This window comes from Lawsonibacter faecis (assembly GCF_014287675.1).
GTDB lineage: Bacteria > Bacillota > Clostridia > Oscillospirales > Oscillospiraceae > Pseudoflavonifractor > Pseudoflavonifractor faecis.
In genome coordinates, this window is record NZ_JACOPQ010000003.1 from 168,899 (window position 1) to 192,944 (window position 24,046).

The window sequence follows — 24,046 nt, forward strand, 5'->3', positions numbered from 1 at the left end:
CCCTGCGCCTTCCTCAGTCCAATCCCGCCGCCTGCGTCCTCACCGCAGCTGTGCGCGGATAAACCGCATGAGGATTTCAGCGACCTCCCCGCGGGTCGCGCTGCCCCGGGGCTCCAGCCTTCCGCCGTCCCTGCCGGTGAGCAGTCCGCCGTTCACCGCCCAGGCCGCGGCGTCCGCCGCCCAGGGAGATAACTCGCCCGCATCCGGGAATTCCGCCGTCGGCGCTGCCGCCTCCGGGCTTCCCGCGTAGCGGTAGAGCATGGTCACAAGCTGTTCCCGCGTGACGGCGTCGTCCAGGCAGGCGCCGTCGGAGATGCCCTTGGCCCCGGCCCAGTCCACGGCTGCGGAATACCAGGTCCCGCCCCCGCTGCCGTTCTCCTCTCCGTCCAGGCGGTAGAGCACCGTTATCAGCATGGATCGGGTCATCAGCGCGTCGGGGCTGAAGCTGCCGCCCCCGGTCCCCCGGAAGAGCGCCCGGGCCGCCGTAAAGGCCGCGCCGCCGGCAAACCACGCGTCTGCGGGCACGTCGTCAAAGCCGGTCTGGGTCTGGGCAAACCTCAGGGAGACGGAGCCCGTTACCTTCAGGCGGATACCGCCGTCCACAGGCACGGACCAGGCGACTACAGTCTCATTTCCCTCCCGATCCACCGAAATCGCCACCGTATCAGGCCCCGCGCCCTTGACGGGGACCGTGACGACGGCCTCCTCCATGCCGGGGGGCAGTTCAATTCTGGCGGTGACGGCGCCGGTCCTGCGGTCGGTCACCGTCACAATGCGGGTACCGTCGGGCAGGGTCCTGGTCCTTGTGACGGTCGGGGAGAGCGGAGCGCCGGCATAGGGCGCCTCCTCCAGCGCGGCCGTCGCGCCCTCCAGTGCGGCATAGGCGGCGTCAATTTCCTCCTGGGCGGCGTTTTCCCGGTCCAGAGCCGCCTGGGCCGCGGACAGGGCGGCGGCAAACGCGCTCCAGGAATCGGCGGTATAGCCGCTCTCGTCATAGTTCTCGCAGTCGTCCACCAGCGCCCGCAGCGCGGACTTGTCGGCAATCACCCGGTAGACATAGAGGTTCTCATAGGAGGCCGTCCGGCCATAGGCCCGGAAGCCAGCCCCGCCGCTGGACGGCGCCACCGTGACCTCGGCCGTCAGCTCGTCGTTGAGGTAGGCTCTGGCGGCGGCGCCCGTCACCTCAACCCGCAGGCGGTAGACGCCATCCCGGGCCGTCGGTACCGGCACGCTGGCCAGATTGGCGCCTTGCCCGCCGACCCACTGGTACACCTGCAGAGAACAGTTCCCGCCCGTCTCGTCGATACGCGCGTGGCAGAAGTTCTTCTCATCCTGATAGCGGAACAGAATGCCGGCGCTGGTGGCGTTTGCCGAGCCGGACATGGTCATCTCGCTCTCCACCACACAGTCGGTCCACTCCGCGTCTCCGGCGGTGACCAGCAGCGAGGAGGTCGCTGCGTCGGGGACGAGGCTCATCCTCCCCTCCGCCACGGCAAAGCTCCCCCTGCCGGCGGAGGCGTAGTCCCCGCCGGTGTCGGCGTCGAAGTCGTCCCGGAAGAGTATCTCGCAGTCCAGCAGGTCCAAAACCACCGCTTTCTCCGTAAGCACCTTTGCGCCGTTCAGGACGGAGACCCTGATGCTGTGCCTGCCCCGGACCGCCTCCCTGGAGACGGTGACGGGAACGGTGTAGCCGGTTTGGACCCCCTGCTCCGCCACAAAGTGCATCTCATCCGGCACTGTGACCCCCGCGGGCAGGTCCTCCGCCCTCACAGTGAGGGTCTGGGGCTCCTCAAAGAAGCTCAGCGCGGAGATATGCAGCTCGGCCCGCTCCTGATAGAAGGGGAAGCGGAGGTTGGCGTCCTCCACAACGGCCACCGCCGCCGCCTGGCCGCTCTCCGCGCGGGTCGCGGCGGAGACCGGGGCGGAGAATGGGGAGACCACATCCCCGTTGTGCGCAGCCGCGGCGAAATAGTAGGTCGTGTCGGTCTCCAGACCGGAGATCATGAGCTGGTCCACCTCGGCGCGGTTGACGTAGACCGCCTCCGTCAGCGCGGCGGGGTCCGTGCCGTACTTCACCGTGTACCCGGTGGCCTTCCAGACGGGATCTATGGTCAGGCTGACGGCGTTCTCCCCCGCCGCCGCGCCCCGGACCACGGGTACCGGCCGCGCCTGCCGGGCGGTCTCGGTTGTAACGGCGATCTCCTGGCTCCAGGCGCTGGCCTCGCCGCCGGAGATGCTGCGGAGCTGATAGTAATAAGTCTCCCCGCCCGGCCGGCCGGAAATTTTCACGCCGCCCTCGGTTGCAAAGGCGACCGTATCCGTATAGTTTCCGCTCTCGGTGCCCCAGCGCAGCTCGTAGGTGTCGCCCGCGTCCTTGACGGAGTAGCCCACGAAGAAGCCGCCCTCCACCGGCTCGGTATGCCAGATGACGGGGGGCAACACGCCCGCGGAGGCGTTCGGGAGGGCGGAGACGGCTGGGGACGCCGGGCCCTGCCCGGCGGCGTTCCGGGCGGAGACCGTGAAGGAGTACGTCTCACCCGGCGTGAGTCCGGTGAAGTCCGCGTAGCGGTTGAGCGCGGTGGTGACGGTTGCCGTCTTCCCGCCCCCCTGGGCCGTGACGGCGTACTGCTCGGCGTTGTCCACGCCCTCGAAAATCACTCTGGCGCTGCCACCCCCCGCGATGACCGCGGTGAGCGAGGGCGCCACGGCGGGCGCCTGGAGGTACTCCACCGTCTCGGCGATCTCATAGCCCAGGGAGTCAATTACCGTGGCCCGGACGGCGCCCAGGCCGCCCGCGGGTACGGTCGCGAAGGCGGTTGCCGGATAGACGCCGCCGTCGGGCGCCATGTCCGGGACGGCGCTCAGGCCGGAGGCCGCCACCGCTCCGGCGGCGTCCAGCGCCTCCCACTTGAGCGTCGCCCCCCGCAGCGCGCAGGCGGGCAGCTCTTCGGCGATGTCCCTGACGCGCATCTGGAGGAGGAGCACCGCCGTGGCCCCCTCCGTCCGGGTGTCCCCGGATGTGACGGCGCTCAACTCCGCCACAGGGGAGGACGCCTTCCGCAGCGCCTCAAAACCAATCTTCTTATCGCCCCATACGGTGGTAACGCCCCAGACACGGTTCTGTCCCAGGGGGGTGCCGCCGTAGTCCGAGCGGTAGTCGTTCAGGGTCCAGATGGCCGCGCCGAAGACATAGGGCAAATCGCCCCACTGGTCCAGAATGGCCTGCGGATTGATGACCGCCCTGTCCGGAATTTCCGAGGTCTGGCCGTTGCCGTACTCGGTAATGAAGATGGGCTTGTCGGGATAGGTATTGCGCACCCGCAGGACGTTATCGCGGAAGCCGCCGTAGAAATTGCAGCAGATAAAGTCCGCATAATAGACCGAGTCGCCCTGGGCGTTTTCCGGGTTGTTGGGATTCTGGGCGGACAGGCTCACCTCGGTCACCAGCCGGGTTGCATCCAGATTTTCCTTGATGTAGCCGTGCATAAACCGGGCGTACTCCTGGGTGGCCGCGCTGCCGCCGTGCATCTCGTTGCCGATGGACCAGGCGAAAATGGACGGGTGGTTGTAGTCCCGCTCTATCATCTCGGTGTACCAGGGCACGCTGCGGTAGCCGTGCTCCGCGTCCTTCGGCGGCGGCCCGCCCCATACATTGCTCTCGCAGATGAGCAGGAAGCCCACCTCGTCGCAGTAGTCCAGCAGGTTTTCCGACATGGGCACATGGCTCATGCGGGCGCAGTTCATGCCCATGGACTTCATGTAGTCGATGTCCCGCATGACCACATAGTCCGGCTCCGTCTGGCCGTTAACCCGGTCGTCCCACACCCGGTCCGCGCCGGTGAGCCGCAGCGCCTCGCCGTTGAGATAGAAATGCGTGTCGTCAATCGCAATCTCCCGGACGCCGATGTTGTCCTCCACGGAGTGGACCACATCCTCCCCGTCCAGCAGCCGGGTCTCCACGGTGTAGAGATTGGGGTCGTCGAAGTGCCAGAACTTCACCTCCTCCAGCTCCATCGCGGCGCTGATGCGCTGGGTGCCGGGCCGTACCGCGGCAGGCGTCGCAATCTCCCCCACCTGCTCGCCGGTCGCCCTGTCGAAGACCCGGCTCACCAGCAGATAGTTCTTCTCCCCGGTGGCCTGGCTGGTGAGCTTGTACTCCAGGGAAAGCACGGCGGTTTTGGCCGCGAAGTCCTGCTCGGTGCTGATGTGCTGCCAGTCCAGCCGGACGGCGTTGTTCACACGCAGCACCGCCCCGCCGGAGATACCGCCCCATTTCCACCAGGCGCCCACGCTGTAGGTGTTGTCCACCAGGACGGCGATGGTATTCTCCGCCTGGCCGAAGTTGAGGTACTGGTCCACCCGGAAACGGAAGGTGGTGTAGCCGCCGTCGTGGGTACCCACCTCATGGCCGTTCAGCCATATTTTGCAGTTGTGGTAGACGGCGGTCATCTCCAGGTAGACGGGGTAGCCCGCGTACTGCTCAGGCACGTCAAAGGCGCGGGCGTACCAGGCGCTCCCCTTATAGTGCGCGTAGTCGTTTTCAATGTCCCAGTTTCCGGGCACGGCCAGCGTGTCCCAGCCGCCGGTATTCTCCGGCATATACCAGCGCGCGGCCTCGCCCAGCTTGTCCGGGTCTGTCTTGAAGTCCCACATGCCGTTGAGGGAGAGCACGTCCTCGCCCCGCCCGCTGTCCAGCAGCGGCAGCGCGTTGATGTCCTTCTCCGTCCGGAAGGTCAGCGTCAGCGGGGCTTCACTCACGCCGTTGCCCATGACGTCCCTCACACCGGCGCCAATCACCACCTGGTACTCGGTGTCCGCCGACAGGGCCTCGTCCGGCGTTATGACGGCCGTGCGCGCGTCCACATCCTCCGGATCGACCGCGGCCGACGCCGCGACGGTCTCTCCGCCCCGCTTCAGCGTGACGCCGTCCAATGTGGCCGCATCCACGGGGGCGCTGAACACCACCCGCACGGGCTCGTCCACCGCAGCCTGCATGCTCCTGGCCAGCTCGGCCGTCAGCGCCGCCGCGGGCAGCGCCACCGTGAACGGCTTGCTCTCCACCGTATCGGACCGGCCTGCGCCGCCCTTGCTGACCGCCACCGCCTCTGCGGTGTAGGTTCCGCTGGGGAGATAGGCCTCCATGGCGTATGTCCCGTCCGCCAGGACCGGGGCATTCAGCGTCTTTTGGACCTGACCGTCCTTTCTCAGGGTGAGCTCCACGCTGCCGGCCTCCGCCGCGGTGCCGGAGAGGGAGACGGGCATGCTGGTCACCGTCCCGGCGGGAACCGTGATTGTCACGGACGGGCGGCTCACCTCTCCCAGCGACAGATTGTCAAATTCCGCCGTGCACTTCACCAGCCGGAAGCCCACCTGACCGCTGGCCTGGGGCTGCCGGTAGCCTTCGTCGGTGTGCTGAATGGCCAGCTTCCCGTCGACATAGCACTTGATGTAGGGGCCGTCGGCCTCCACCGCAAGCCGGTAGGTCTCGTTCACCGCCCAGCCCACGTCGGTCGAGCCGAAGCCGGACCAGCTGCCCTGCGCATTCTGATAGAGGATCGCTTTCCCGCCGCTGTCCAGGCGGAAGTACCAGTAGTTCTCCCCGTCCGCATACCGGAAGAGAATCCCCGCGCAGGTATGGGACGCGCTGGTAACGCTTACGTCCGCGCAGATGCGGTAGCTGTCTCTCTCCGGCCGGCCCGGAGCGAGGAGGAGTGCGCTCCCCGAGTTTGTCCCCTGCAAAATATGGTTGCCGCCGTCGCGCTCGGCAATCCTGTAAGAACCGGCATCGCCGGTCCATCCCGCCAGCGCGTCAGGCTCCTCAAAGGTGTACGCGCCCTCCGGCGCGGGGTATAAGATGCGGAAGCTCCTCACCGCCTCGGCAGTCTTTCCCGTCTCGCCGGCGGCCGTGACCTTCACGGTATACCTGCCGGGCGTCATGTCCGTAATCCGGTGGGTGAAGGTCCCGTCCCGCTCCAGCGCCAGCGCCTCGGCCTCGGCCCCATTCACCTGAATGACCGCCCGCTCCGCGCCGCTCACCATGCCGGCCAGCGTGATCTCCGTCGTGTCGGAGGGCAGCGCCGCATTCTCCTCCGGGGCTGTGAGGACGGCCGCCGGCGTGGGACCGTCGGGCGGTTCCGGCGCGGGCAGGGCGCTCACGGTAAGATTGTCAAACTCCGCGCTGCACCCCCAGAGGCGGAAGCCGACCCCGGCGGCCTCCCCGCTCTCTGCCCCGTCATAGCTCGAGTCCGTGTAATCGGCGACCAGCTCGCCGTCCACATAACACCGGATGACGGCACCGTCGGCCACCGCCGTCATTGTGTATACCCGGTCTGCCTCCCAGTCGAATTTTGTCTTCGCCAACTGACTGCTCTTCCCGGACGCCCAGCGAAACAGCTGGGCGTCCATCCCCTCCTGTTTGTTGCTGTTCAGGCGGAAATGGAAAAAGCTCTCGCCGCTCCCGGCACGGAACACAATGCCCGCGCTGGAGCCCTTGTCCGGGTGAATTTCAGTGGCCTTTACCTCCGCCGAGACCACATAGTCCCCGCCGCTCAGCGCTTCGGGCAGACCCACGCAGACGGCCCCTTCCGCGTTGGCCCCCTTGAGGACGCCGTCTTCCACAATAAACTGATTGGGATTGAGCCAGCCGGTGATAGCGCTCTCATCGCTGAAGTCGCTGCTGTAGAGCAGGTCGCCGTGCTCCGGGTTCTCCTCCGCACCGGCGGCCATGGCCGGAACCGCTCCGCCGAGACATGAGAGCGCCAAACAGATTGAAAGGAACAGGCTGAGCGCTTGCTTTTGATGCTTCTTCATTGTAATCTCCCCTCAAAACATCGTTTACACAGCGAATGTGGATATGAAATACCCCTGCAAAAGCCGAATACGCGAAAAGAAGCCGTTTTCCACTCTTACAGGGGCACCATTTTGTATTTATCCCTTCACCGCGCCGGCAGTCAGGCCCTGAATGAAGTAGCGCTGCAGGAAGACGAAGATGATGGTCACCGGTATGGCGGACACAATGGAGGCCGCCATCATATAGCCCCAGTTGGTGGACGCCTCACCCAGGAAGGTCATCACCAGGCCGGAGGCCAGGGTACGCCGTGCGGAGTCGGTGACCAGGGTCATGGAGTAGAGAAGGTCGTTCCAGCTCCATACGAAGCCGTAGATGGCGATGGAGATCATGCCGGGCACGGCCATGGGAAAGACGATTTTGGTCATGATCCGCCAGTGGCCCGCGCCGTCGATCTTGGCGCTCTCGATGAGGGAGTCGGGGATGTTGTCAAAGTAGCTCTTCAGGGTCCAGGTACCCACCGGGAGGGTAAAGACCACATAGCTGATGAGCAGGGCCCAGTAGCTGCCCAGCAGGCCCAGCTTGTTCATCAGGGTGTAGATGGACAGCAGCAGGATGGCCTGGGGGAAGGCCTGGCTCATCATAAATAGGCCCATGACGAATTTGCGGCCCCGGTAGCGGAATTTGGAGAAGCTGTATCCCGCGAAGGCGCAGACCACGGTGGCCATCAAGCTGGAGCCGAAGGAGACGATGAGGCTGTTCTTCAGGTAGCCCATAATCTTGGCGTCGGTGACGATGTGGATGATGTTGTCCAGGGTCAGGGGTCCTGTGAAGAAGTAGCTGCTGAAGGTCTCCGCCGTGGGCTTCAGCGCGGTATTGATCATCCACAGCAGGGGGAAGAACACGAAGAAGCCGATAACGACAAGTGCCACCCAGAAGAAGGCGCGGAACGGCTTTGTCTTTTGAAACATTTCTCATTCCCTCCTTAATCCGGGTCGTTGACTTTGCGCAGGTACAGAATGCTGAACCCGGCCAGCAGCACCGCCCAGATGGTGCCAACGGTGGCCGCCTTGCCCATGTTCCAGTTCTTGAACGCCGTGGTGTATACCTCGATAGAGAGGGTTGTGGTGGCCCGTGCCGGGCCACCCTGGACCATGGTCCAGGGCAGGTCGAAGTGCTGGAGGTTGCCGATGAGGCCCAGTATAAAGACCAGGATGGCGGTCTGCTTCATGCCGGGCAGGATAATCTTCCAGAAGGTCTTCCAGTTGTTGGCGCCGTCGATGTGGGCGGCCTCCACCTGCTCCAGGGAGACGCTCTGCAGCCCGCCCAGAAGGAACGCCATGTACCAGGGCAGCATCTGCCAGGTGCGGGCGATGACGACGCACAAGAGCGCCGTGTTGGTCTGGCCCAGCCAGGGGATGCCCGTCTCCAGAATGCCCAGCGCCTCCAGGATGCTGTTGAGGATGCCGTACTGCCCGTTGAAAATCCAGCTCCACAGAAAGCCGATGGCGGTGCCGGGGATAATCCAGTTGACCAGCGTCACGCCCCGGAGAAACTCCGCGCCCCGGAAGCCCTGGTTGAGCACAATGGCCCAGATGAGACCCAGGGTAAAGGGCAGAATGGTGCTGCCCAGGACAAAGGCGAGCGTGGTCATCAGCGTCTTGCCGAAGTACGGGTCCTTAAAGACCTTCATGTAGTTTGTGAGGCCCACCACGTCATACTCCGGGGAGAGCATGGACCGGTTGGTGAAGCTCATCAGGATGGCGTCCACAAAGGGGTAGAGGATGATTGCGACAAACACGGCCAGTCCGGGGACAATCAGCAGGAATCCCACCTGGCCGTTGGTGAGCTTGCCGCCGTTTCTGATTTTGTTCATGGGGATACCTCCGCAGGATGTATCTGAAAAGTCGGGGCGCCTGGGATTCTGTCAGACAGGTGGGTGCTCCGACTTTTCAGATGCACCCTCAAAATGGGTGTGAGGCTGTCAGGCTGCGCGGTGGAAGCCACGCCCCCGGCCCCGTTTCCGTGGCCGGGGGCGTGTGTTCCTTCAGCCGCTGCGCGGCTGGGCTCGTTCAGGCTGCTGTGGGTAACATACGGGTTTTACAGGGCCTCCAGGCGGGCGGCCATGTCGGACACGGCCTGCTCGGCGGTCTTCTGGCCCAGGAGGGCGTACTGCAGCTCCTCGGTGATGACGCTCTTCACCTCGTTGGCGTTGGCCATGCGGGCGGTCTCCTCCAGGCGGGCGGTGGCGGTGGAGGTGATGAAGCCCTTCAGGTATGCGTCGCTCTTCACCTCGTCCAGCTCGGCGGCGCTCTTGGTGACGGGGGGCATGCCGTTGTTCTTGAAGTAGTCCAGGGCCACCTCGTCGCTCACCAGGGTCTTGGCCAGCTCGGCGGCCTGCTCCTGATACTCGGAGTTTTTGAAGGTCACCAGCATATGGCCCCACATGGTGGACTGGGGCTTGTCGCCGTCCTTCAGGACGGGGCGGACCATGGCCGAGCAGACGTTGACGACCTCGTCGGGGTCCACGCCGTTGTTGACGGCCTGGCCCTTGGCGACCACGGCGTCGTCATAGAAGGCGACCTTGCCCTGGGCGAAGAGCTGGCGGGCCTCGCCGCGGCCGGTGTCCATGGCGATGTAGCCCTTGCTCATCATATCCTGATACCACTTCACGCACTCCACGGCGGCCTCGCTGTTGATGGAGACGCTGCCGTCCTCATTGAAGATGGAGCCGCCGAAGGTCCACAGCCAGGGCATGAAGTCGCCGGCGCAGGTGGCGTCCTTGGTGGAGACGGCGTAGGGGATCACGTCGGGGTTGGCGGCCTTCAGGTCGGCCAGGCACTTCTCAAAGTCCTCCATGCTGGTAGGAGGCGCGTCCCAGCCGGCGGCGGAGAGCATCTCGGGGTTATAGACCATGGAGATGGAGGCCATGCTCCAGGGCAGGCCCAGCTGCTCACCGTTCACGTTGCCGGTATCCAGGGCGGACTGCTCGAAGGTCTCCTTCATGAAGTCCTCGCCCAGAATGTCGTTCCAGTCGGCCAGCACGCCGGCCTGGGCAACCGTGTTGAAAATGCCGATGTCGGCCTGAGCCAGGTCGAGCTGCTCACTGTTGTTCTGGGAGCGGATGAGGAGCTGCTGGGCGGTGTCGGCCCAGGTCCAGCCCACCCAGGTGACGGTGTTGCCGCTCTGGTCCTCATAGGTCTTTCTCATGCGCTGGAAGATATCCTTGCTGGCCTCTTCCTCGCCGGACCAGCCGGCCCAGACAACATTGACGCTGTCGGCGGCGGGCTCGGAGGGCTGGGACGCGCTGGGGCCGGCGGGCTGGGAGGCGCTGGGCTGGGCGGCGCTGGGGGACTCGGAGGGCTTGGGGCTGTCGCCGCAGCCGGCGAGCAGGGAGAGGGACAGTGCGCAGGCCAGGCCCGCGGCAAGAAGTTTGCGCTTTTTCATGTTCATTCTTCCTTTCTGGTGATGATGGTTTGAGACAGCTTCTTTAAAACACAGCATTCCTGGTCTCGCTGTTGTTTCCAATCAGGGTGTTTCCGATAAGCAGCGGATCCCGCGTAAACGCTTTAAGCTTCAGCCGGGCCGTAGGCCCGCACCTCATAGACGGCGGGGCTGCGTTCCCCCCACGCGGCGTCGGCGCAGACGCGCAGGGCGCAGGCCCGCACGGGCCGGGGCAGCTGCGCCAACAGAAGCCGCTGGCAGTTGTCCCTTTGGGTAAAGACGGTCTCAAGCGCGCCGTCCTCCCCCCGCACCTGAATGCGCAGATCCCGCACCAGCTGGGCGGGCATCTCCTCCCGGGCGGTAAAGTGATGGCTCTCGTCCCACTGCCGGGTGTGGCTGCTGGGCAGCTCCATGGAGAGCTCCGGGTCCAGGTAGAGGCGCACCTCGCTCAGCTCCACCGGCGTCTCCCACCTCAGCTCCAGCCAGGGACTCTCGTCCCCCGGCGCGGCGCACCACTGGTTGGGTCCGCCCCAGGGCCTGGCGTAGCCGTTGATCGCCTGGGCGGGGGCGTAGAGCCCGGCGTCGCCCTCATAGGCCAGCATGGGCTCGCAGTACTCCGACCGGGACGCCCGCCCGCAGACGAAGCCCGTGCGGCCGGGCCGGGTAAGGCCCAGCTCCGCGCCGGGCGCGTTCTCAAAGACCAGCGTGCAGAATGCGCCTCCCATTCCCGGGGGAACAGAATAGTCCAGACGGTGTTCGCCCTTCTCCAGCTTCCAGACCGCGTTCCCCGCGGCCTCGCCGGGGCGGAGGCGGCTGGGGAGCATGGAGCGGTGGGCCCTGGCCCGCAGCTCCACCGGCCGGTCGCATGTCACGGTGAAGGCCACCCGGCCGCCCTCAACGGCGGGGAAGGTCACGAAGCCCCCCTCGTCCAGAGGGTAGCTCCCCGCCCGGGGGCCGCAGGCCCCGCTGTGGTGGCTGCTGGCGGCCGCCGCCGCCCTGCCCGCCAGGTTCGCGCCGTCCTCCGACCGCACGCCGGGGATGAACATATCCTCCCGCAGGAGGGTCTCCCGCACGCCGCTTACCTCCGCGCAGTCCAGCTCGGCGGGCGATTTGCCCAAGCGGACGCAGACGGCCGCCAGCGTTCCGGCTGCCTGGCCGGAAAGGGCGCAGGTGTTCATGATGCGGGTGGAGACAAAGGCGTCCCGCTCGGTCCCGATGTTCCGTCCGGCGAAGATGAGATTTGGCACCTGCCGGTTGTAGAGGGTGCGCAGAGGCACCTGGTAGACGTTCACCGGAATCTGTACACAGTTTTCCTCGTGTGCGTCGTGCATGCCCCCCGCCGGGTGGTAGTCCATATACCATCCGCCGTAGAAGGCCCCGTCAGGGAACTGCCGGGCGCCGAGCAGGTCCTCGCCCCGAAGTCGATACTCGGTCTCCATCCGGCGGCTCTCCCGCTTGCCGGGGAGGCTCCCCAGCCAGTCCAGCGTATAGCAGTCGGCGTCGAACCTGCCGCTGTTCTTGATGTAATTCCACACGCCCAGCACCAGCCGCTTCAGCTCCAGGGCGATGTCCTGGGCGTCGCCGATGGTGTTGCGCACCCCGCCGTACTCGAACCACCAGCAGTCGCTGCCGCTGAGCTGCTCATTGACGATCCGCCCGCCCCGGCCCAGCATCTGCTCGATTTTCTCCATGTCGTAGGCGTAGTTGGGGGGGATGAAGCGGACCGGGTGGTCCTCCCTGCGGGTGTAGTACAGAATGGAGCTGCCCTGGAGCTGCGCGCCGGGCAGCTGGGGCCCGTCGGTGGGCTCCACCCGGCGATCTCCCACGTAGAAGGGGATACCCGCCTCGGCGCCCAGCGTGCCGTCCCCCGTGGCGTCGATGAAGCAGTCGGCGCAGACGCGCAGCCTCCGCTCCGCGCCCTGCTGCACACCCTCTATGTAGCCGATCCTGCCGCCGTTCATCGCCAGCTCGAAAACCTCGGTATTCAGGAAAAACGTCAGGTTCCGCTGGCTCATGACCGCGTCCAGCAACGTCTCGCTCCAGAAGAGGGGGTTGCCGTCCGGGTTTCTGTAGAAGTTCTCCAGCTTAAGGCGGCCCCAGACTCCCATCTCCTCGGCAAACAAGCTGCCCGCCCCGGTGGCGCCCCGGGTCCAGACCCGGATCTCGCTGCTGGAATTGCCGCCCAGTACCGGCCGGTTGCCCAGCAGGACCGTCTCAATTCCCAGCCGCGCCGCGGCCAGCGCCGCGCAGACTCCGGCGGGGCCGGCCCCTATCACTGCGAGCTGTTTTCTGATTTCCTGCATCTCCATCACCTTACTTATCCCGGCGGAGTGTGTCTTGAAAATTCTGTCCTCCGGCAGTCCTGTATTTTGAAGACAGCTTTTTTTACTTTTGGACTTCTGTCGGTTCACGTCCCCAATTTGACCAAGTTTCCACCGCTTCATCCGGGTCATTTCTTCTATTTCGCCTTAATCATAGCAGGCTGCAACCGTCTATGCAATGATTTTTCCACACAACTTCTGGATTTTTCTGCATCAAATATTGACTTATTCAGCAGATAAGTCTATCATAGAAACTGGACAAATTTAGGTGTGGGGGGACGGGAATCAATGGGCAATTCCTACAAAGCGCTGAGCGACTACCTGCGCTTTCTCCGTGACAGATGGGGCCTGCAGGTCTGTATCAAGGACTTCAGCGGCTTCATTCCAATCAACAAGGAGCTGGACGAGGCGCTCCAGCCCTTCCTGGCCCACACCAGCCCGTTCTGCATGTACATGAAGTCCGACCCGGAGCACTACCGGGTATGCCTCTCCATGATCCGCCTGATGTACAATAAATGCGAGAAGCACCAGGGCGCCTATTTCGGCGTCTGCCACGCGGGGCTGGGGGAGTATGTGCTGCCCATCCGCAGCGGCGGCACCCTGCTCGGCTCCATCAACGCGGGATTTTTCCAGACCACCCCCCGGCTCACCGAGGCCCGCATCCGCCGCACCTGCCGCCGCTGTTCGCCGCTGAACGCGGACGAGGCTCTGCACCTCTACCGCACCTCCATCCAAAATCCCGTCGTGGAGGCCAAGGACATCCTGCCCGGCCTGGAGCTGCTGGCCGAGTACCTGGGGCAGACCTACCGGATGCTCCAGCCCACCCACACCCAGCCCAACGCCGCCCGCCGCTACCACAACTCCAGCGAGGACAATATCCTCACCCACGCCATTGAGTACATCCGCCTCAACGCGGGCGGCCATATCACCGTGTCCGATCTGGCCGCCTTCTGCCACTGCAGCGAGTCCTATCTCAGCCGCATTTTCAAAAAGCGCACAGGGGTCAACATCAACGTCTATGTCAACAAGGTCCGTATGGAGCTGGCGAAAAACCACCTGCTGCTCTCCCGGGAGAACATCGCCGAGATCGCCGCCGGCGTGGGCTTCAACGATCCCAACTACTTCTCCCGGGTTTTCACCCAGATTATCGGTATCCCGCCCACGGAGTTTCGCCGCCGCTTCCAGCGGGACATCCCCTACGGGGACGACAAAGAGGACCCCGCCCCGGCGCCGAAGAGCGTATAAGCGCAGCCGCCCGGCACAATTGTGCCGGGCGGCTGCGCTTATACGCCTCCAGGGACTTTCTGCCGACAATTGGCTTCCTTTTCCTGTCGGTTCAGTATATAATGATGGCGAACTGTTCAGTCATACCCCAATCAGGATGAGGAGCGGACGCAATGCTTGACGGTAATTTGGCAAACTTACTCAACGCCCTGAGCGAGACCAGCGTCTATGTCATCGAGGAGGAGACCCACCGGCTGCTCTACTTCAACCGCCGCTGTGAGGAGACGGCCCGGGGGCGGGCCGCCCTCGGCGTGAGGTGCCATGAGGTCTGGCCCGAGCTGTGCGCCAGCTGTCCCCTGGCCGGGCTGGGCGGGCGGACGTCCAGCCATATCGTCTGCTACGATCCGCTTCTGAAGACCAATGTGGACATCACCGCCAACCGCGTGGCGTGGGACGGCGGCGTGCAGGCCGTCGTGGTGACCGCCACGCCCCACCGGATGAATCTTGAGGAGGAGCAGGGCCTTCAGAAGGTCGAGCAGATGTACGCCCAAAGCCTTGTGACCGTCTTCGACGAGTGCATCATTGTCAATCTGACCGGCGACTACTACGTCAACTGCCAGAAGGACGCCATGTGGGCCGGTATTCCGGAGCGGGGCGGCTTCGGGGTGCAAAACCGCTTCTATGCGGAAAAGACGCTGCACCCCGACGATCTGGACCTCTTTAACGCCGCCTTCTCCCGGGAGGCGCTGCTCGCCCACTTCGGCCGGGGACAGCGGCAGGTTACAAGGCGGCTGCGCCGCCGCTGCGGCGGCGCCTACCACATGGTGGAGTTCACCGCCGCCCGGATTACGCTGGCGGGTGAGGACGACTGCTGGTGCGTGCTGGTCTTTCGGGACATTCACGACCAGTTCCTGCTGGAACAGCGGCGAAACGTGGAGATCAGCCAGCTGGCCACCGCCGCCCGCGCCGCCTACCAGATGCTCATCGCGGTCAATCTGACGCAAAACACCTACCATATGCTGGAGTACGAGCGCTTCCCCGTCCGGAAGCCGGGCGACTCCGGCACCTTCGACGCGCTGATTCAGGCTGAGCTGACCACCGTCCACCCGGACCACCGGGCGGAGTTTATCCGGAAATTCTCCCGCCAGGCCCTGATCGACGCCTATTCAAGCGGTCAGCGCATTGTGACGATGGAGGTCCCCCACCTGGGCGGGGACGGCGCATACCACTGGAATTTCACCCAGGTGGTGCGGGTGGAGAGCCCTTATACCGACGACCTGATCGAGATCACCCTCTCCCGGAATATCGACGGGGAGCGCCGCCTGCAGGAGGAGGCGCTGGAGAAGGAACGCCGGGCCAAGCTGCTGCTGGAGGACGCGCTGGAGAAGGCGGAGAAGGCCAGCCAGGCCAAGAGCGACTTTCTCTCCAAGATGAGCCACGATATCCGCACCCCCATGAACGCCATTCTGGGCATGACCGAGCTGGCCCAGCGCCATCTGGAGGACCGGGAGCGGATGCAAGACTACCTGGAGAAGATCGCCGGCTCCGGCGCGCATCTGCTGGGCCTCATCAACGAGGTCCTGGACGTCAGCAAGATTGAGAGCGGCGCGGCCCAGCTCTCCGAGGAGGACTTCGACCTGCGGGAGCTGGTGGGCGCCTGCGTGGAGCTGGTCCGGCTCTCTCTGGAGAACCGGCGGCAGGCGCTCTCCCTCTCCATCGCCGACGATCTCCACGCCCGGGTCAGCGGGGACGCGCAGCGGCTGCAGCAGGTGCTGGTCAACATTCTGGAAAACGCCTCCAAATACACCCAGGCCGAGGGGACGATCTCCCTCTCCCTGGAGGAGCTGAAAAAGGAGGAGGCCCATGTGGGCACCTACCGCTTTGTGATTGCGGACACCGGCATCGGCATGAAGCCCGAGTATCTGGAGCACATTTTCGAGCCCTTCAGCCGGGCGGACGACAGCCGCACCAGCAAGATTCCCGGCACCGGCCTGGGCATGACCATCGTCAAAAACCTGGTGACCATGATGGGCGGCGCCATTGAGGTGGAGAGCCGGTACGGCAGCGGCTCCCGCTTCACCGTCACCCTCTGCCTGACCAAGCGGGACGCTTCCCTCCTCCCGCCGACGGAGGAGCGCGCCCACGGGGTGGAGTCCTTTTCCGCGCTCCGGGTCCTGCTGGTGGAGGACAACGAGCTCAACCGCCAGATCGCCGTGGAGATGCTTGAAATTCTGGGCGCCCGGGTGGAGGTGGCCGAGAACGGCAGGCAGGCGGTGGACGCCGTGTGCGCCCATCCCCCGCTCTACTACGATATCGTGTTTATGGACGTGCAGATGCCCGTCCTGAACGGCTACGACGCCACCAGGGAAATCCGCGCCTGCGGGATGGAGCGCATCAGCGAGCTGCCCATCATCGCCATGACGGCGGACGCCTTCACCGAGGACGCCAGCCGGGCCCGGCTGGCCGGGATGGACGGCCACCTGGCCAAGCCCATCTCCGTGGAGCAACTCCGCGCCGCGCTCTCCAGCTGCCTCTCCTGGCGGCAGCGCAACGGGAAGCCGCCCAGCGCGTCTGCGTCTTAAGCTCCCGTTATGATGGTCGCCGCCGGAAGCCTGTTTCCGACGCCTAACCCGGCACTCAACAAAAAGGCAGCCGCCCATTTTGAGGCGGCTGCCTTTTCAGCTTCAATACCGCAATCAGTTGCCGCCGTCCATGTCGCCTGCCCCCTGAAGGCCGTAAGCGCGGCGGAACTCTTTCGCAAAGCTCTTTTCAGGCTCATACGTCCGCGGCGTAATCATACGTGTCACAGACTTTTTTTGCGGGCCGAGTCAGCAGCCGGGCGCGGATGGCGTCCGCACGTCTTTACACCGTCTTCTGCTGGTACTCCGTCCCCCATTGGGTCATCGCGTCCAGGACGCTCCTGAGGCTGTACCCCGTCTCGGTGAGGGTGTACTCCACCCGGGGCGGTACCTCGGGGTAGACCTTCCGGGTCAGCAGCCCGTCGGCCTCCATGTCCCGCAGATTGGCGGTGAGCACCTTCTGCGAGATGCTCCCGATGGATTTCTTCAGCTCTCCGAAGCGCCGGGTGCCCTCCATCAGGTCCCGGAGAATCAGCACCTTCCAGCGGTCCGAGATCAGCATGAGGGTGGTCTCCACCGGGCAGGCAGGCAGTTCCTTGGTCTTGCTCATATCATTCCCCTCCCCCTCAGGGCGTATCCGATCCGCCGCCGCGGACGGACGGCGGATCGCCCATGATCTGCAGGCGCCCCCAAAGTATCCTTTGGAAACTGCGGCACTCAAATGTGCCTACTTCACAATTTGTCCCTATGGCCCTATACTAATCACACGGCACAAAAAAGTCAAGTGGGAGAAGGGAGCGGGCCGCTATGACCCAGCAGGAGCGATTGGACTATCTGGTCCGGGGCCTGGCCGCGGAGCGGCCGGGCACGGCGGTCCCGCAGGACGGGTGCGAAAAGCGCGCCCTCCTGCGGGGGCTGATGAACCTGCGGCCCCCCGTCCCCATCAGCCCGGACTGGCTCCGGGTCCAGGACGCGTTTCTGCGGGAGGAGGCCGGGGCGCGGGGCGTGGTGGACGCCCAGGCGCTCCCCGCCGTCCCCGGCGACCCCCGCCTGGTTCTCTGGCAGGGGGACATCACCCGCCTGAAGGCCGGCGCCATCGTCAACGCCGCCAACTCCGCCCTGCTGGGCTGCTTCCACCCCTGCCACAACTGCATTGACAACGTCATCCACTCGGCGGCGGGGCTCCAGCTCCGGCAGGCCTGCCATGAGCTGATGGAGGCCCAGGGCTATGAGGAACCCCCGGGCCGGGCCAAGCTGACGCCGGGTTTCAACCTTCCCGCCGCTCACGTCCTGCACACCGTGGGCCCCATCGTGGACGGCCCCCTGCGCACTTCCCACCGCCGCGCCCTGGCGGACTGCTACCGCGCCTGCCTGGCCGCAGCCGACGCGGCGCTCTGCCGCAGCGTGGCCTTCTGCTGCATCTCCACCGGGGTGTACCGCTTCCCCAACCGCCAGGCCGCGGAAATCGCGGTATCCGCCGTCCGGGCGGCCCTGCCCGACTACCCAAGGATAAAGCAGGTGATTTTTAATGTCTTCAAGGATATCGACTTCTCCATCTACCGGGAGCTCCTTGGCTGAGCTGCGCGCCGCCCTGGACCGGGCCGGCGCGGTGGTGGTGGGCGCGGGTGCGGGACTCTCCGCCTCGGCGGGCCACGCCTACTCCGGTCCCCGGTTCGAGACCCATTTTGCCGACTTCATCGCCAAATACCACTACCGGGATATGTACTCCGCCGGGTTCTGGCCCTACCCCACGCCTGAGGAGTACTGGGCCTACTGGAGCCGTCATATCTGGCTCAACCGCTATGCCGAGGACGGCGGCGCCGTCTACGGGGATCTGCTGGAGCTTCTGCGGGGCAGGGATTACTTTGTCCTCACCACCAACGTGGACCACTGCTTCCAGCGTGCGGGCTTCGACAAGTCCAGGCTCTTCTACACCCAGGGGGACTACGGCCTCTTTCAGTGCTCCCTCCCCTGCCGCCAGACCACCTACGACAATGAAAAGGCCGTGCGCCGCATGGTGGCGGAGCAGGAGAACCTCCGCGTCCCCACGGCGCTGGTCCCCCGCTGCCCCGCCTGCGGCGGGCCCATGACCGTGAATCTGCGCTGCGACGACGCCTTCGTCCAGGACCCCGGCTGGTACGCCGCCCGGCGCCGGTATACGGACTTCCTCCACTCCCATGATGCCGGCAGCGTCCTCTACCTGGAGCTGGGCGCGGGGTACAACACCCCCGCCATCATCAAGTACCCCTTCTGGCGCAGGACCCTCGCCAACCCGGACGCCGTCTACGCCTGTGTGAACCTGGGACAGGCCCCCGCCCCCAAGGAGCTGGCTCCCCGGGCCATCAGCGTCGACGGCGATATCGCCCGGGTTTTGAGCGCCCTGAAAACTTTTTCTTGACATGGAGTTCACTCCAGGTGTTAGCATGGCGGTATCAGAAAAAGAAAGAGGCATGCCATATGAGTAAACACGTTCTGATTCTCTCCTCCACCCCCCGCAAGGGCGGCAATTCCGAGCTGCTCTGCGCCCAGTTCGCCAGAGGTGCGGCCGGGGCCGGCCATACGGTGGAGACCATTTCCCTCCGCGAGAAGGACATCCGCTGCTGCACCGGCTGCGGCGCGTGCAGCGCATCCCGCCAGTGCGTCCAGAAGGACGATATGGCGGACATCCTGGCCAGGATGGTGGCCGCGGACGTCATCGTCCTGGCCACTCCGGTCTACTTCTACTCCATGTGCGCCCAGATGAAGACCCTGATCGACCGCACCGTCCCCCGGTATGGGGAGATTTCGGGCAAGGAGTTCTACTTCATCGTCACCGCCGCCGACACCGACACGGGCATGATGAAGCGCACCATCGAGGGCCTCCGGGGCTTTACCGAGGACTGCCTGTCCGGCGCGGTGGAAAAGGGCATTCTCTACGGCGTGGGCGCGTGGCAGAAGGGCGACATCGAGAAGACCCCGGCCATGGCCCAGGCCTACGGGATGGGCAGAAACGTCTGATTCCCCCGTGGCAGCGCCGGCATAAAAGCGCCCGCCGAAAAAAGCTGAAGTGTAGGATAGCGTGAGGGACTGCGCCCGCGGGCGCAGTCCCTCACGCTATCCTACACTTGAGTCACAGTTTTTCGGTCCCTCGGGGAAGCGCGCGGCAGGGGCCCGGACGCCGCCCCTCCCCGGGCGGCAGCAGACGGTCTGGAGGAGCAGGATTCCCACCGCCGAGACGATGTAGAGCACCCGAATCCCCGCAAAGGGGACCCCTCCCCCCGCCGGAAGGGCGGACTCCACGGCCCCTTTGATCGCGCCGCCGGCCATCGGTCCCAGGATAAAAGCCGCGCCCACCGCCGCGGAATAGAAATTGTCGTAGACAATGCGGTTTTCCCCCGGCATCAGCTCATACCGCCGGTTGAACACGGCCACCGCAAAGCCGGAGTTGGCCGCCGAGGAGCAGAGGAAGGCGATGGGGATGAAGAGCGGCCAGCCCTCCGGCCCCGCGAACGCCATAAACAGCGTCTCCCCGGTAAAGAGCCAGATGGAGGTCTTCAGCACGAACCGGTGACCCCGCCTGTCGCTGAGCCTGCCCCAGAGTCCCAGCAGCACGATCTGGGGCAGGGAGATTATCATGTAAAGCAGATTCACTGTCCCATAGGGCAGCGCCAGGTATTTCATCAGGTAGACCATGGTAAAGCTGTCGGCGATGTAGAGCAGCAGATAAAATGTGAAGATATAGAGTACAAACCCCGCAAAGGGCCGGTTTTGCAGGGGCAGGCGCACCAGCTCTCGCAGCCCGAAGCCCTTGACCGCCGAGTGGCAGGCCGGTCCGTCCGGGGTTCTGACAAGTAAAACCACTTCACATATACCCATCAGGCCCGCCAGTGCAAACAACGCCGCAAAGCCCTCATACCGCCCCTGGGCAACGTCCATCCACCAGCCGCCGGCCAGGGAAAGCGCCACCGTGACAGCCAGGGTCAGCGTCTGCCGCCGGGAGATGTACCGGCCGCTCCGCCTCTCATCCATAAAGCCCAGCATCCACTGGTTCAGCACCACCGTGGTCTGGGCCTGGAGGGTAAAGGCAGCCACCACCGCCACAAGCAGCAGCGGTAGCCGCAGACCGGGCGGCGCGATTACCGGGATGCAGACGATGAAGAGGGTCGCCAGCCTGGAGAGCACCGTCAGTCCCACGGTGAGCCGCTTGCGGCTTTGAAACCGCTCCAGGACGGGAGAGAACAGCAGGATGAGCACCCCGCAGATATTCACGATCACACTGAGATAGCTGACAATCACGTCCCCCGCGCCCATCAGGAGGGCCAGACCGCTGAGAAACACGCCGCTGGTCAGATAGGTAAAGGCGGTCCCGAAGCCCGTCTGGATAAAAAAGCAGCGCAGGGGCCGGGACCCGGTCGCCGCGCTGCCGTGGCGGTGAAAAAGCATGGCTACTCCTTTACGAATTGAACCTCGTCAAACAGTTTGTTCGCCGTCAAATAGGCCATGCCGTCATGATAGTCGTGCCACATGTTTGGCGCGTAAAGTATTTCCGCCTGCATGTGTCTGGGCAGGAGGGCGGACAGTCCGTCGCCGATGGGGCCGATGCACTCCCTGCGCATATCCGGGCCGCCCAGGGCCACATACTGGGGGTTGAGGATGGCGCATACCCAGCTGACAATCTGGATGATGCGGTCGATGTACTGAGCGTCGTCCGCGGCCGACGTCACCCAGTCGTCAAGCAGCGTCCCGCCGATAGGGACCAGTCCCAGCTCGCCGGCAAAATTCTTGCTGCCCTGGACGATTCGGCCCCCGGAGATGAAGCCGGCGCTGACACAGCCCTCCTCAAACTGCAGGTAGGCCATATTGGTGTTTTCCGGCTCCTCCTGGGGGAATTCCTTCTCATAGCAGCGCCCAAACCCGATGGCCACGGCCTTGAGGTCGTTTTCCAGAACCACGCTCACGCCGTACCGCCGGGCCACCAGCTCGCCCAGCGGAATTTGGTAGAGCTCGTCGCAGTCCCGCCGCTTCTTCCAGTAGACTCTCCCGTCCACCACGCCGGGCACGCCCAGGCCAATGGCGCGGATCTCCCGCTGGGCGGTCACCCGGTCCAGGAAGGCGACGACCGCCCTTTCAAAATCCCCGTCGCCGGCCTCCAGGCGGGAGATCTCCACAATCTCCCCGCAGCTGTCCACCACCAGGCCGTGGATCTCCACGTTGGTCATGCAGACCGCAGCGCCGTGGTAGCGGTCCGGCCGGAAGCGGTACCGCTCCGCCTTCCGCCCGCCGCTGGACGCATCGTAGCCAGCGCTCTCCAGCTCGCCGCGCTCCAGCATCTCTGCCAGCAGGGCCCGGACCGTCGTGGAGCTGATCCCCGTCTCCTCGGCAATCTCCGCCCTGGTGGCCGTCCCTCTCGTCTTCAGGAGCCTGCGGATCACCGATAGATTCGCCTGCTTCAGTACTTCCGGCCTGGCCGTTAATGCGTCCACCCCATCGCCCCCTGCTTTTATCACAATCTTATATAAGTTTCTGTTTTAAGTATAAGCGCTTCTCCCCCGTTTGTCAACAGAAAAAAATAGCGGTCGTCCGGTCAGACCGGACGACCGCCCTTTTACACATGAATCGCCCCGCCTCACCGCTGAAAAAACGCCTCCGCAAGGGCAAGCCATTCGTCGGGCAGGTAGATGGAGAGATAGCCGTGGTTGTACCCCTTCGCCTCATAGATTTCGCAGGAGGGCACACAGCGTTTCACCATCTGCGCGGATTTTTTCACGCAGCGCATCTCTTTCTCGCCATACCAGTACGTTATTTGCGCTTTTGTCTCCCGAATGCTCTCTTTCAGGGTGTAATCGGCCATATAGGTGCGGTAAATCGCAAAAAGCGTCTCTTTTCTAAGCCGGGGCATATCCCGGAGATAGTGCTCCCTCAGCTCCTCCGGGTAGAGCATCTTCTCCGGCAGTATTTTCGGCATGGCGGCGAGCTGAAACCGGCACGCCCGCTCACTGAACATCAGTCCCCAGCACAGGCCCACCGCGGCGAGGCAGAACCGCGCCATGGCAGGCCGGGGATAGCAGACGCTGCCGTCGACAATCGCCTTTTCCGCCAGCTCCGGCTTTCGGGACAGCAGCTCCAGCACAATCTGACCGCCCAGGGACACGCCGCCCAGTGCAAACAGCCGCCCGCCGCACCGCTCCTCAATATACGCCATGAGCTTGTCCGCGCTCGCCTGCGTGGATTGATAGTCCGCCGCGTACTCCTCGCCGTGTCCGTCCAGGGTGGGAAGAATCACGTGGTAGCGCTCCGCCAGCGCCCGCGCCTGGCGCAGGTAGTTCCACCAGGCGTTCCCGCCGCCGTGGATCAGCATGATATGCGGCGCGGCCGCGTCCCCGAATTCATGGAAATTCATGTTCATCCCCCGCCTCCCCGGGCGGGGAGGCGATGATGGAGAGCTTGCGCAGCCGCCTGCCCTCCCCCTCCGTCCGCTCCGCATAGGGCTTCAGCAGCTCCACCAGCTCCCGGAGCAGGGCAGCGTACTCGCCGTCCGTGAGGCAGAGCAGCGCCGATGTGAAAAATACGTTATCCCGCCTGCAGTCCCCTTCGCCGCGGCCGAAGTAGTCGTTCATCTCCTGCATCAGACCCATGTGGAACGCCGTGGAGAGCGCAGCGGCGTCCGCCCCCTCCGTAATAGGCAGTCCGCCCGCCTTCATGGCGTAGACCTTCTCCACCGTGCCGCGCACGCGGTTTTCCTGTACGACTTCGATGAGTCCGCCCTGCTCCAGGAGCTTCACATGGTGGTACACCGTCGCCCTGGGCACGCCGGCCAGGTGCTCCACAAGCTCCGCGGTGCAGGCGCGGCCGCACAGCTTGAGGTGCTGCAGAATCCGCAGCCGGGCGGGGTTGAGAATCAGCTTGGCCCTGTCCATCCCAACGCCTCCTTATTAATCTATATTTTTATTATATTCTAATTTTTTAGATTGTCAAGCTGCTCAAATCAAAAAGCAGCCCGGCATTGCCGGGCTGCCCTTGTTATCCGTTTTTCAGATAGTACCCCACGCCCCATTTGGTAAGAATATACTCCGGGTTGGCCGGGTCCAGCTCCAGCTTCTCACGCAGCCGCCTCACATGGACGTCCACCGTGCGGTAGTCCCCGGCGTACTCGTATCCCCACACCACATTCAGCAGGTTTTCGCGGCTGTAGACCCGGCCCGGGTTGCGCATCAGCAGCTCGATGAGATCGAACTCCTTGGCGGTGAGGTCCACGCTCTTCCCCTCCTTCCAGGCCGAGCGCTCGTCGCTGTCGATGACGATGTGGCCCATGGTCAGGCGGGTGTTCTTGTCCCTCTGGGCGGCCACCCCCGCCCGGCGGAGGAGGGCCCGCACCCGGGCCTTCACCTCCAGGATGTTGAAGGGCTTGGTGATATAGTCGTCGGCCCCGCACTCAAAGCCGATGATTTTATCCGTGTCCTCGCTGCGGGCGGTCAGCATGATGACCGGCACGTTTGAGAACTCCCGTATGCGCATACAGGCCTGTAGGCCGTCGATCTTCGGCATCATCAGGTCCAGGATAATGAGGTCGAAGCTGCCGTTGCGGGCCAGCTCCACGGCCTCCTCGCCGTCATACCCCACCTCCACCTGGTAGCCCTCGCTCTCCAGGTTGAACTTGATGCCCTTGACCAGCACCTTCTCGTCGTCCACAACCAAAATTTTCGCCATATAAA

Annotated in this window: 16 protein-coding genes; 5 read left to right on the forward strand and 11 right to left on the reverse strand. The window is 64.5% G+C overall.

The features are described 5' to 3' along the window. Positions 1–39: 39 nt before the first annotated feature. The 5 genes from H8S62_RS05095 to H8S62_RS05115 all read right to left on the reverse strand — a co-directional run bounded on the left by H8S62_RS05095 (position 40) and on the right by H8S62_RS05115 (position 12,534). Positions 40–6,810 (reverse strand): glycoside hydrolase family 2 TIM barrel-domain containing protein, encoded by a 6,771-nt coding sequence (locus H8S62_RS05095; RefSeq protein WP_186918696.1) that lies wholly within the window; start codon positions 6,808–6,810, stop codon positions 40–42. 117 nt (positions 6,811–6,927) lie between these two features. Further along, positions 6,928–7,758 carry a carbohydrate ABC transporter permease gene (locus H8S62_RS05100; protein WP_155147974.1) on the reverse strand — a complete coding sequence of 277 codons (831 nt, stop codon included), beginning with the start codon at positions 7,756–7,758 and terminating at the stop codon, positions 6,928–6,930. 14 nt (positions 7,759–7,772) lie between these two features. Continuing rightward, positions 7,773–8,663: a carbohydrate ABC transporter permease gene (locus H8S62_RS05105; protein ID WP_155147976.1), complete on the reverse strand. Its 891-nt coding sequence runs from the start codon at positions 8,661–8,663 to the stop codon at positions 7,773–7,775. 224 nt (positions 8,664–8,887) lie between these two features. Beyond that, positions 8,888–10,234, reverse strand: coding sequence for an ABC transporter substrate-binding protein (locus H8S62_RS05110; protein ID WP_243255356.1), 1,347 nt, complete (start codon positions 10,232–10,234; stop codon positions 8,888–8,890). A 122-nt stretch (positions 10,235–10,356) separates the two neighbouring features. Next, entirely contained in the window at positions 10,357–12,534 is a 2,178-nt protein-coding gene (locus H8S62_RS05115; protein WP_186918698.1) for an FAD-dependent oxidoreductase, read from the reverse strand. Between the two features lie 306 nt (positions 12,535–12,840). Here H8S62_RS05115 and H8S62_RS05120 point away from each other — a divergent pair, with 306 nt between their 5' ends. Together H8S62_RS05120 and H8S62_RS05125 are read left to right on the forward strand one after the other, a co-directional pair. After that, entirely contained in the window at positions 12,841–13,797 is a 957-nt protein-coding gene (locus H8S62_RS05120) for a helix-turn-helix domain-containing protein (protein WP_186918699.1), read from the forward strand. Positions 13,798–13,949: 152 nt separating this feature from the next. After that, a complete protein-coding gene (locus tag H8S62_RS05125; RefSeq protein WP_186918700.1) occupies positions 13,950–16,358 on the forward strand; it encodes an ATP-binding protein in 2,409 nt (802 codons plus the stop codon). Positions 16,359–16,638: 280 nt separating this feature from the next. Here the strand turns inward: H8S62_RS05125 and H8S62_RS05130 are convergent, their stop codons facing one another. Further along, positions 16,639–16,965, reverse strand: coding sequence for a winged helix-turn-helix transcriptional regulator (locus H8S62_RS05130; protein WP_155147988.1), 327 nt, complete (start codon positions 16,963–16,965; stop codon positions 16,639–16,641). A gap of 197 nt (positions 16,966–17,162) precedes the next feature. Between H8S62_RS05130 and H8S62_RS05135 the strand changes: the two genes are divergently transcribed. From H8S62_RS05135 to H8S62_RS05145, 3 genes are read left to right on the forward strand one after another with little or no spacing between them, the layout of a single operon-like run. Next, on the forward strand, positions 17,163–17,933 hold the full coding sequence (locus H8S62_RS05135) for a protein-ADP-ribose hydrolase (RefSeq protein ID WP_155147990.1): 771 nt from the start codon (positions 17,163–17,165) through the stop codon (positions 17,931–17,933). Beyond that, on the forward strand, positions 17,926–18,753 hold the full coding sequence (locus tag H8S62_RS05140) for an SIR2 family NAD-dependent protein deacylase (RefSeq protein WP_207723464.1): 828 nt from the start codon (positions 17,926–17,928) through the stop codon (positions 18,751–18,753). The genes H8S62_RS05135 and H8S62_RS05140 overlap by 8 nt, the downstream gene beginning before the upstream one ends. 59 nt (positions 18,754–18,812) lie before the next feature. Then, positions 18,813–19,352, forward strand: a complete 540-nt coding sequence (locus tag H8S62_RS05145; RefSeq protein WP_186918702.1) for a flavodoxin family protein — start codon at positions 18,813–18,815, stop codon at positions 19,350–19,352. A 96-nt stretch (positions 19,353–19,448) separates the two neighbouring features. Here the strand turns inward: H8S62_RS05145 and H8S62_RS05150 are convergent, their stop codons facing one another. The 5 genes from H8S62_RS05150 to H8S62_RS05170 form a co-directional block, all read right to left on the reverse strand. Further along, positions 19,449–20,777, reverse strand: a complete 1,329-nt coding sequence (locus H8S62_RS05150) for an MFS transporter (RefSeq protein ID WP_243255367.1) — start codon at positions 20,775–20,777, stop codon at positions 19,449–19,451. Positions 20,778–20,779: 2 nt separating this feature from the next. After that, positions 20,780–21,817, reverse strand: coding sequence for an ROK family protein (locus tag H8S62_RS05155; protein ID WP_186918703.1), 1,038 nt, complete (start codon positions 21,815–21,817; stop codon positions 20,780–20,782). 143 nt (positions 21,818–21,960) lie between these two features. After that, positions 21,961–22,734, reverse strand: coding sequence for an alpha/beta hydrolase (locus H8S62_RS05160; RefSeq protein ID WP_186918704.1), 774 nt, complete (start codon positions 22,732–22,734; stop codon positions 21,961–21,963). Next, complete coding sequence (locus H8S62_RS05165) at positions 22,721–23,251, reverse strand: helix-turn-helix domain-containing protein (RefSeq protein WP_186918705.1); 531 nt, start codon at positions 23,249–23,251, stop codon at positions 22,721–22,723. Before H8S62_RS05165 ends, H8S62_RS05160 begins: the two co-directional genes overlap by 14 nt. 103 nt (positions 23,252–23,354) lie before the next feature. Beyond that, positions 23,355–24,041 carry a response regulator transcription factor gene (locus H8S62_RS05170; RefSeq protein WP_186918706.1) on the reverse strand — a complete coding sequence of 229 codons (687 nt, stop codon included), beginning with the start codon at positions 24,039–24,041 and terminating at the stop codon, positions 23,355–23,357. Positions 24,042–24,046 lie beyond the last annotated feature (5 nt).

Excerpts from the sequence above, each read along its gene's own strand:
- H8S62_RS05165 (WP_186918705.1), bottom strand. The coding sequence starts at position 23,251 with ATGGACAGGGCCAAGCTGATTCTCAACCCCGCCCGGCTGCGGATTCTG.
- H8S62_RS05115 (WP_186918698.1), bottom strand. The coding sequence starts at position 12,534 with ATGCAGGAAATCAGAAAACAGCTCGCAGTGATAGGGGCCGGCCCCGCC.
- H8S62_RS05125 (WP_186918700.1), top strand. The coding sequence starts at position 13,950 with ATGCTTGACGGTAATTTGGCAAACTTACTCAACGCCCTGAGCGAGACC.
- H8S62_RS05160 (WP_186918704.1), bottom strand. The coding sequence starts at position 22,734 with ATGAATTTCCATGAATTCGGGGACGCGGCCGCGCCGCATATCATGCTG.
- H8S62_RS05105 (WP_155147976.1), bottom strand. The coding sequence starts at position 8,663 with ATGAACAAAATCAGAAACGGCGGCAAGCTCACCAACGGCCAGGTGGGA.
- H8S62_RS05130 (WP_155147988.1), bottom strand. The coding sequence starts at position 16,965 with ATGAGCAAGACCAAGGAACTGCCTGCCTGCCCGGTGGAGACCACCCTC.
- H8S62_RS05135 (WP_155147990.1), top strand. The coding sequence starts at position 17,163 with ATGACCCAGCAGGAGCGATTGGACTATCTGGTCCGGGGCCTGGCCGCG.
- H8S62_RS05150 (WP_243255367.1), bottom strand. The coding sequence starts at position 20,777 with ATGCTTTTTCACCGCCACGGCAGCGCGGCGACCGGGTCCCGGCCCCTG.
- H8S62_RS05145 (WP_186918702.1), top strand. The coding sequence starts at position 18,813 with ATGAGTAAACACGTTCTGATTCTCTCCTCCACCCCCCGCAAGGGCGGC.
- H8S62_RS05110 (WP_243255356.1), bottom strand. The coding sequence starts at position 10,234 with ATGAAAAAGCGCAAACTTCTTGCCGCGGGCCTGGCCTGCGCACTGTCC.
- H8S62_RS05095 (WP_186918696.1), bottom strand. The coding sequence starts at position 6,810 with ATGAAGAAGCATCAAAAGCAAGCGCTCAGCCTGTTCCTTTCAATCTGT.
- H8S62_RS05120 (WP_186918699.1), top strand. The coding sequence starts at position 12,841 with ATGGGCAATTCCTACAAAGCGCTGAGCGACTACCTGCGCTTTCTCCGT.
- H8S62_RS05100 (WP_155147974.1), bottom strand. The coding sequence starts at position 7,758 with ATGTTTCAAAAGACAAAGCCGTTCCGCGCCTTCTTCTGGGTGGCACTT.
- H8S62_RS05170 (WP_186918706.1), bottom strand. The coding sequence starts at position 24,041 with ATGGCGAAAATTTTGGTTGTGGACGACGAGAAGGTGCTGGTCAAGGGC.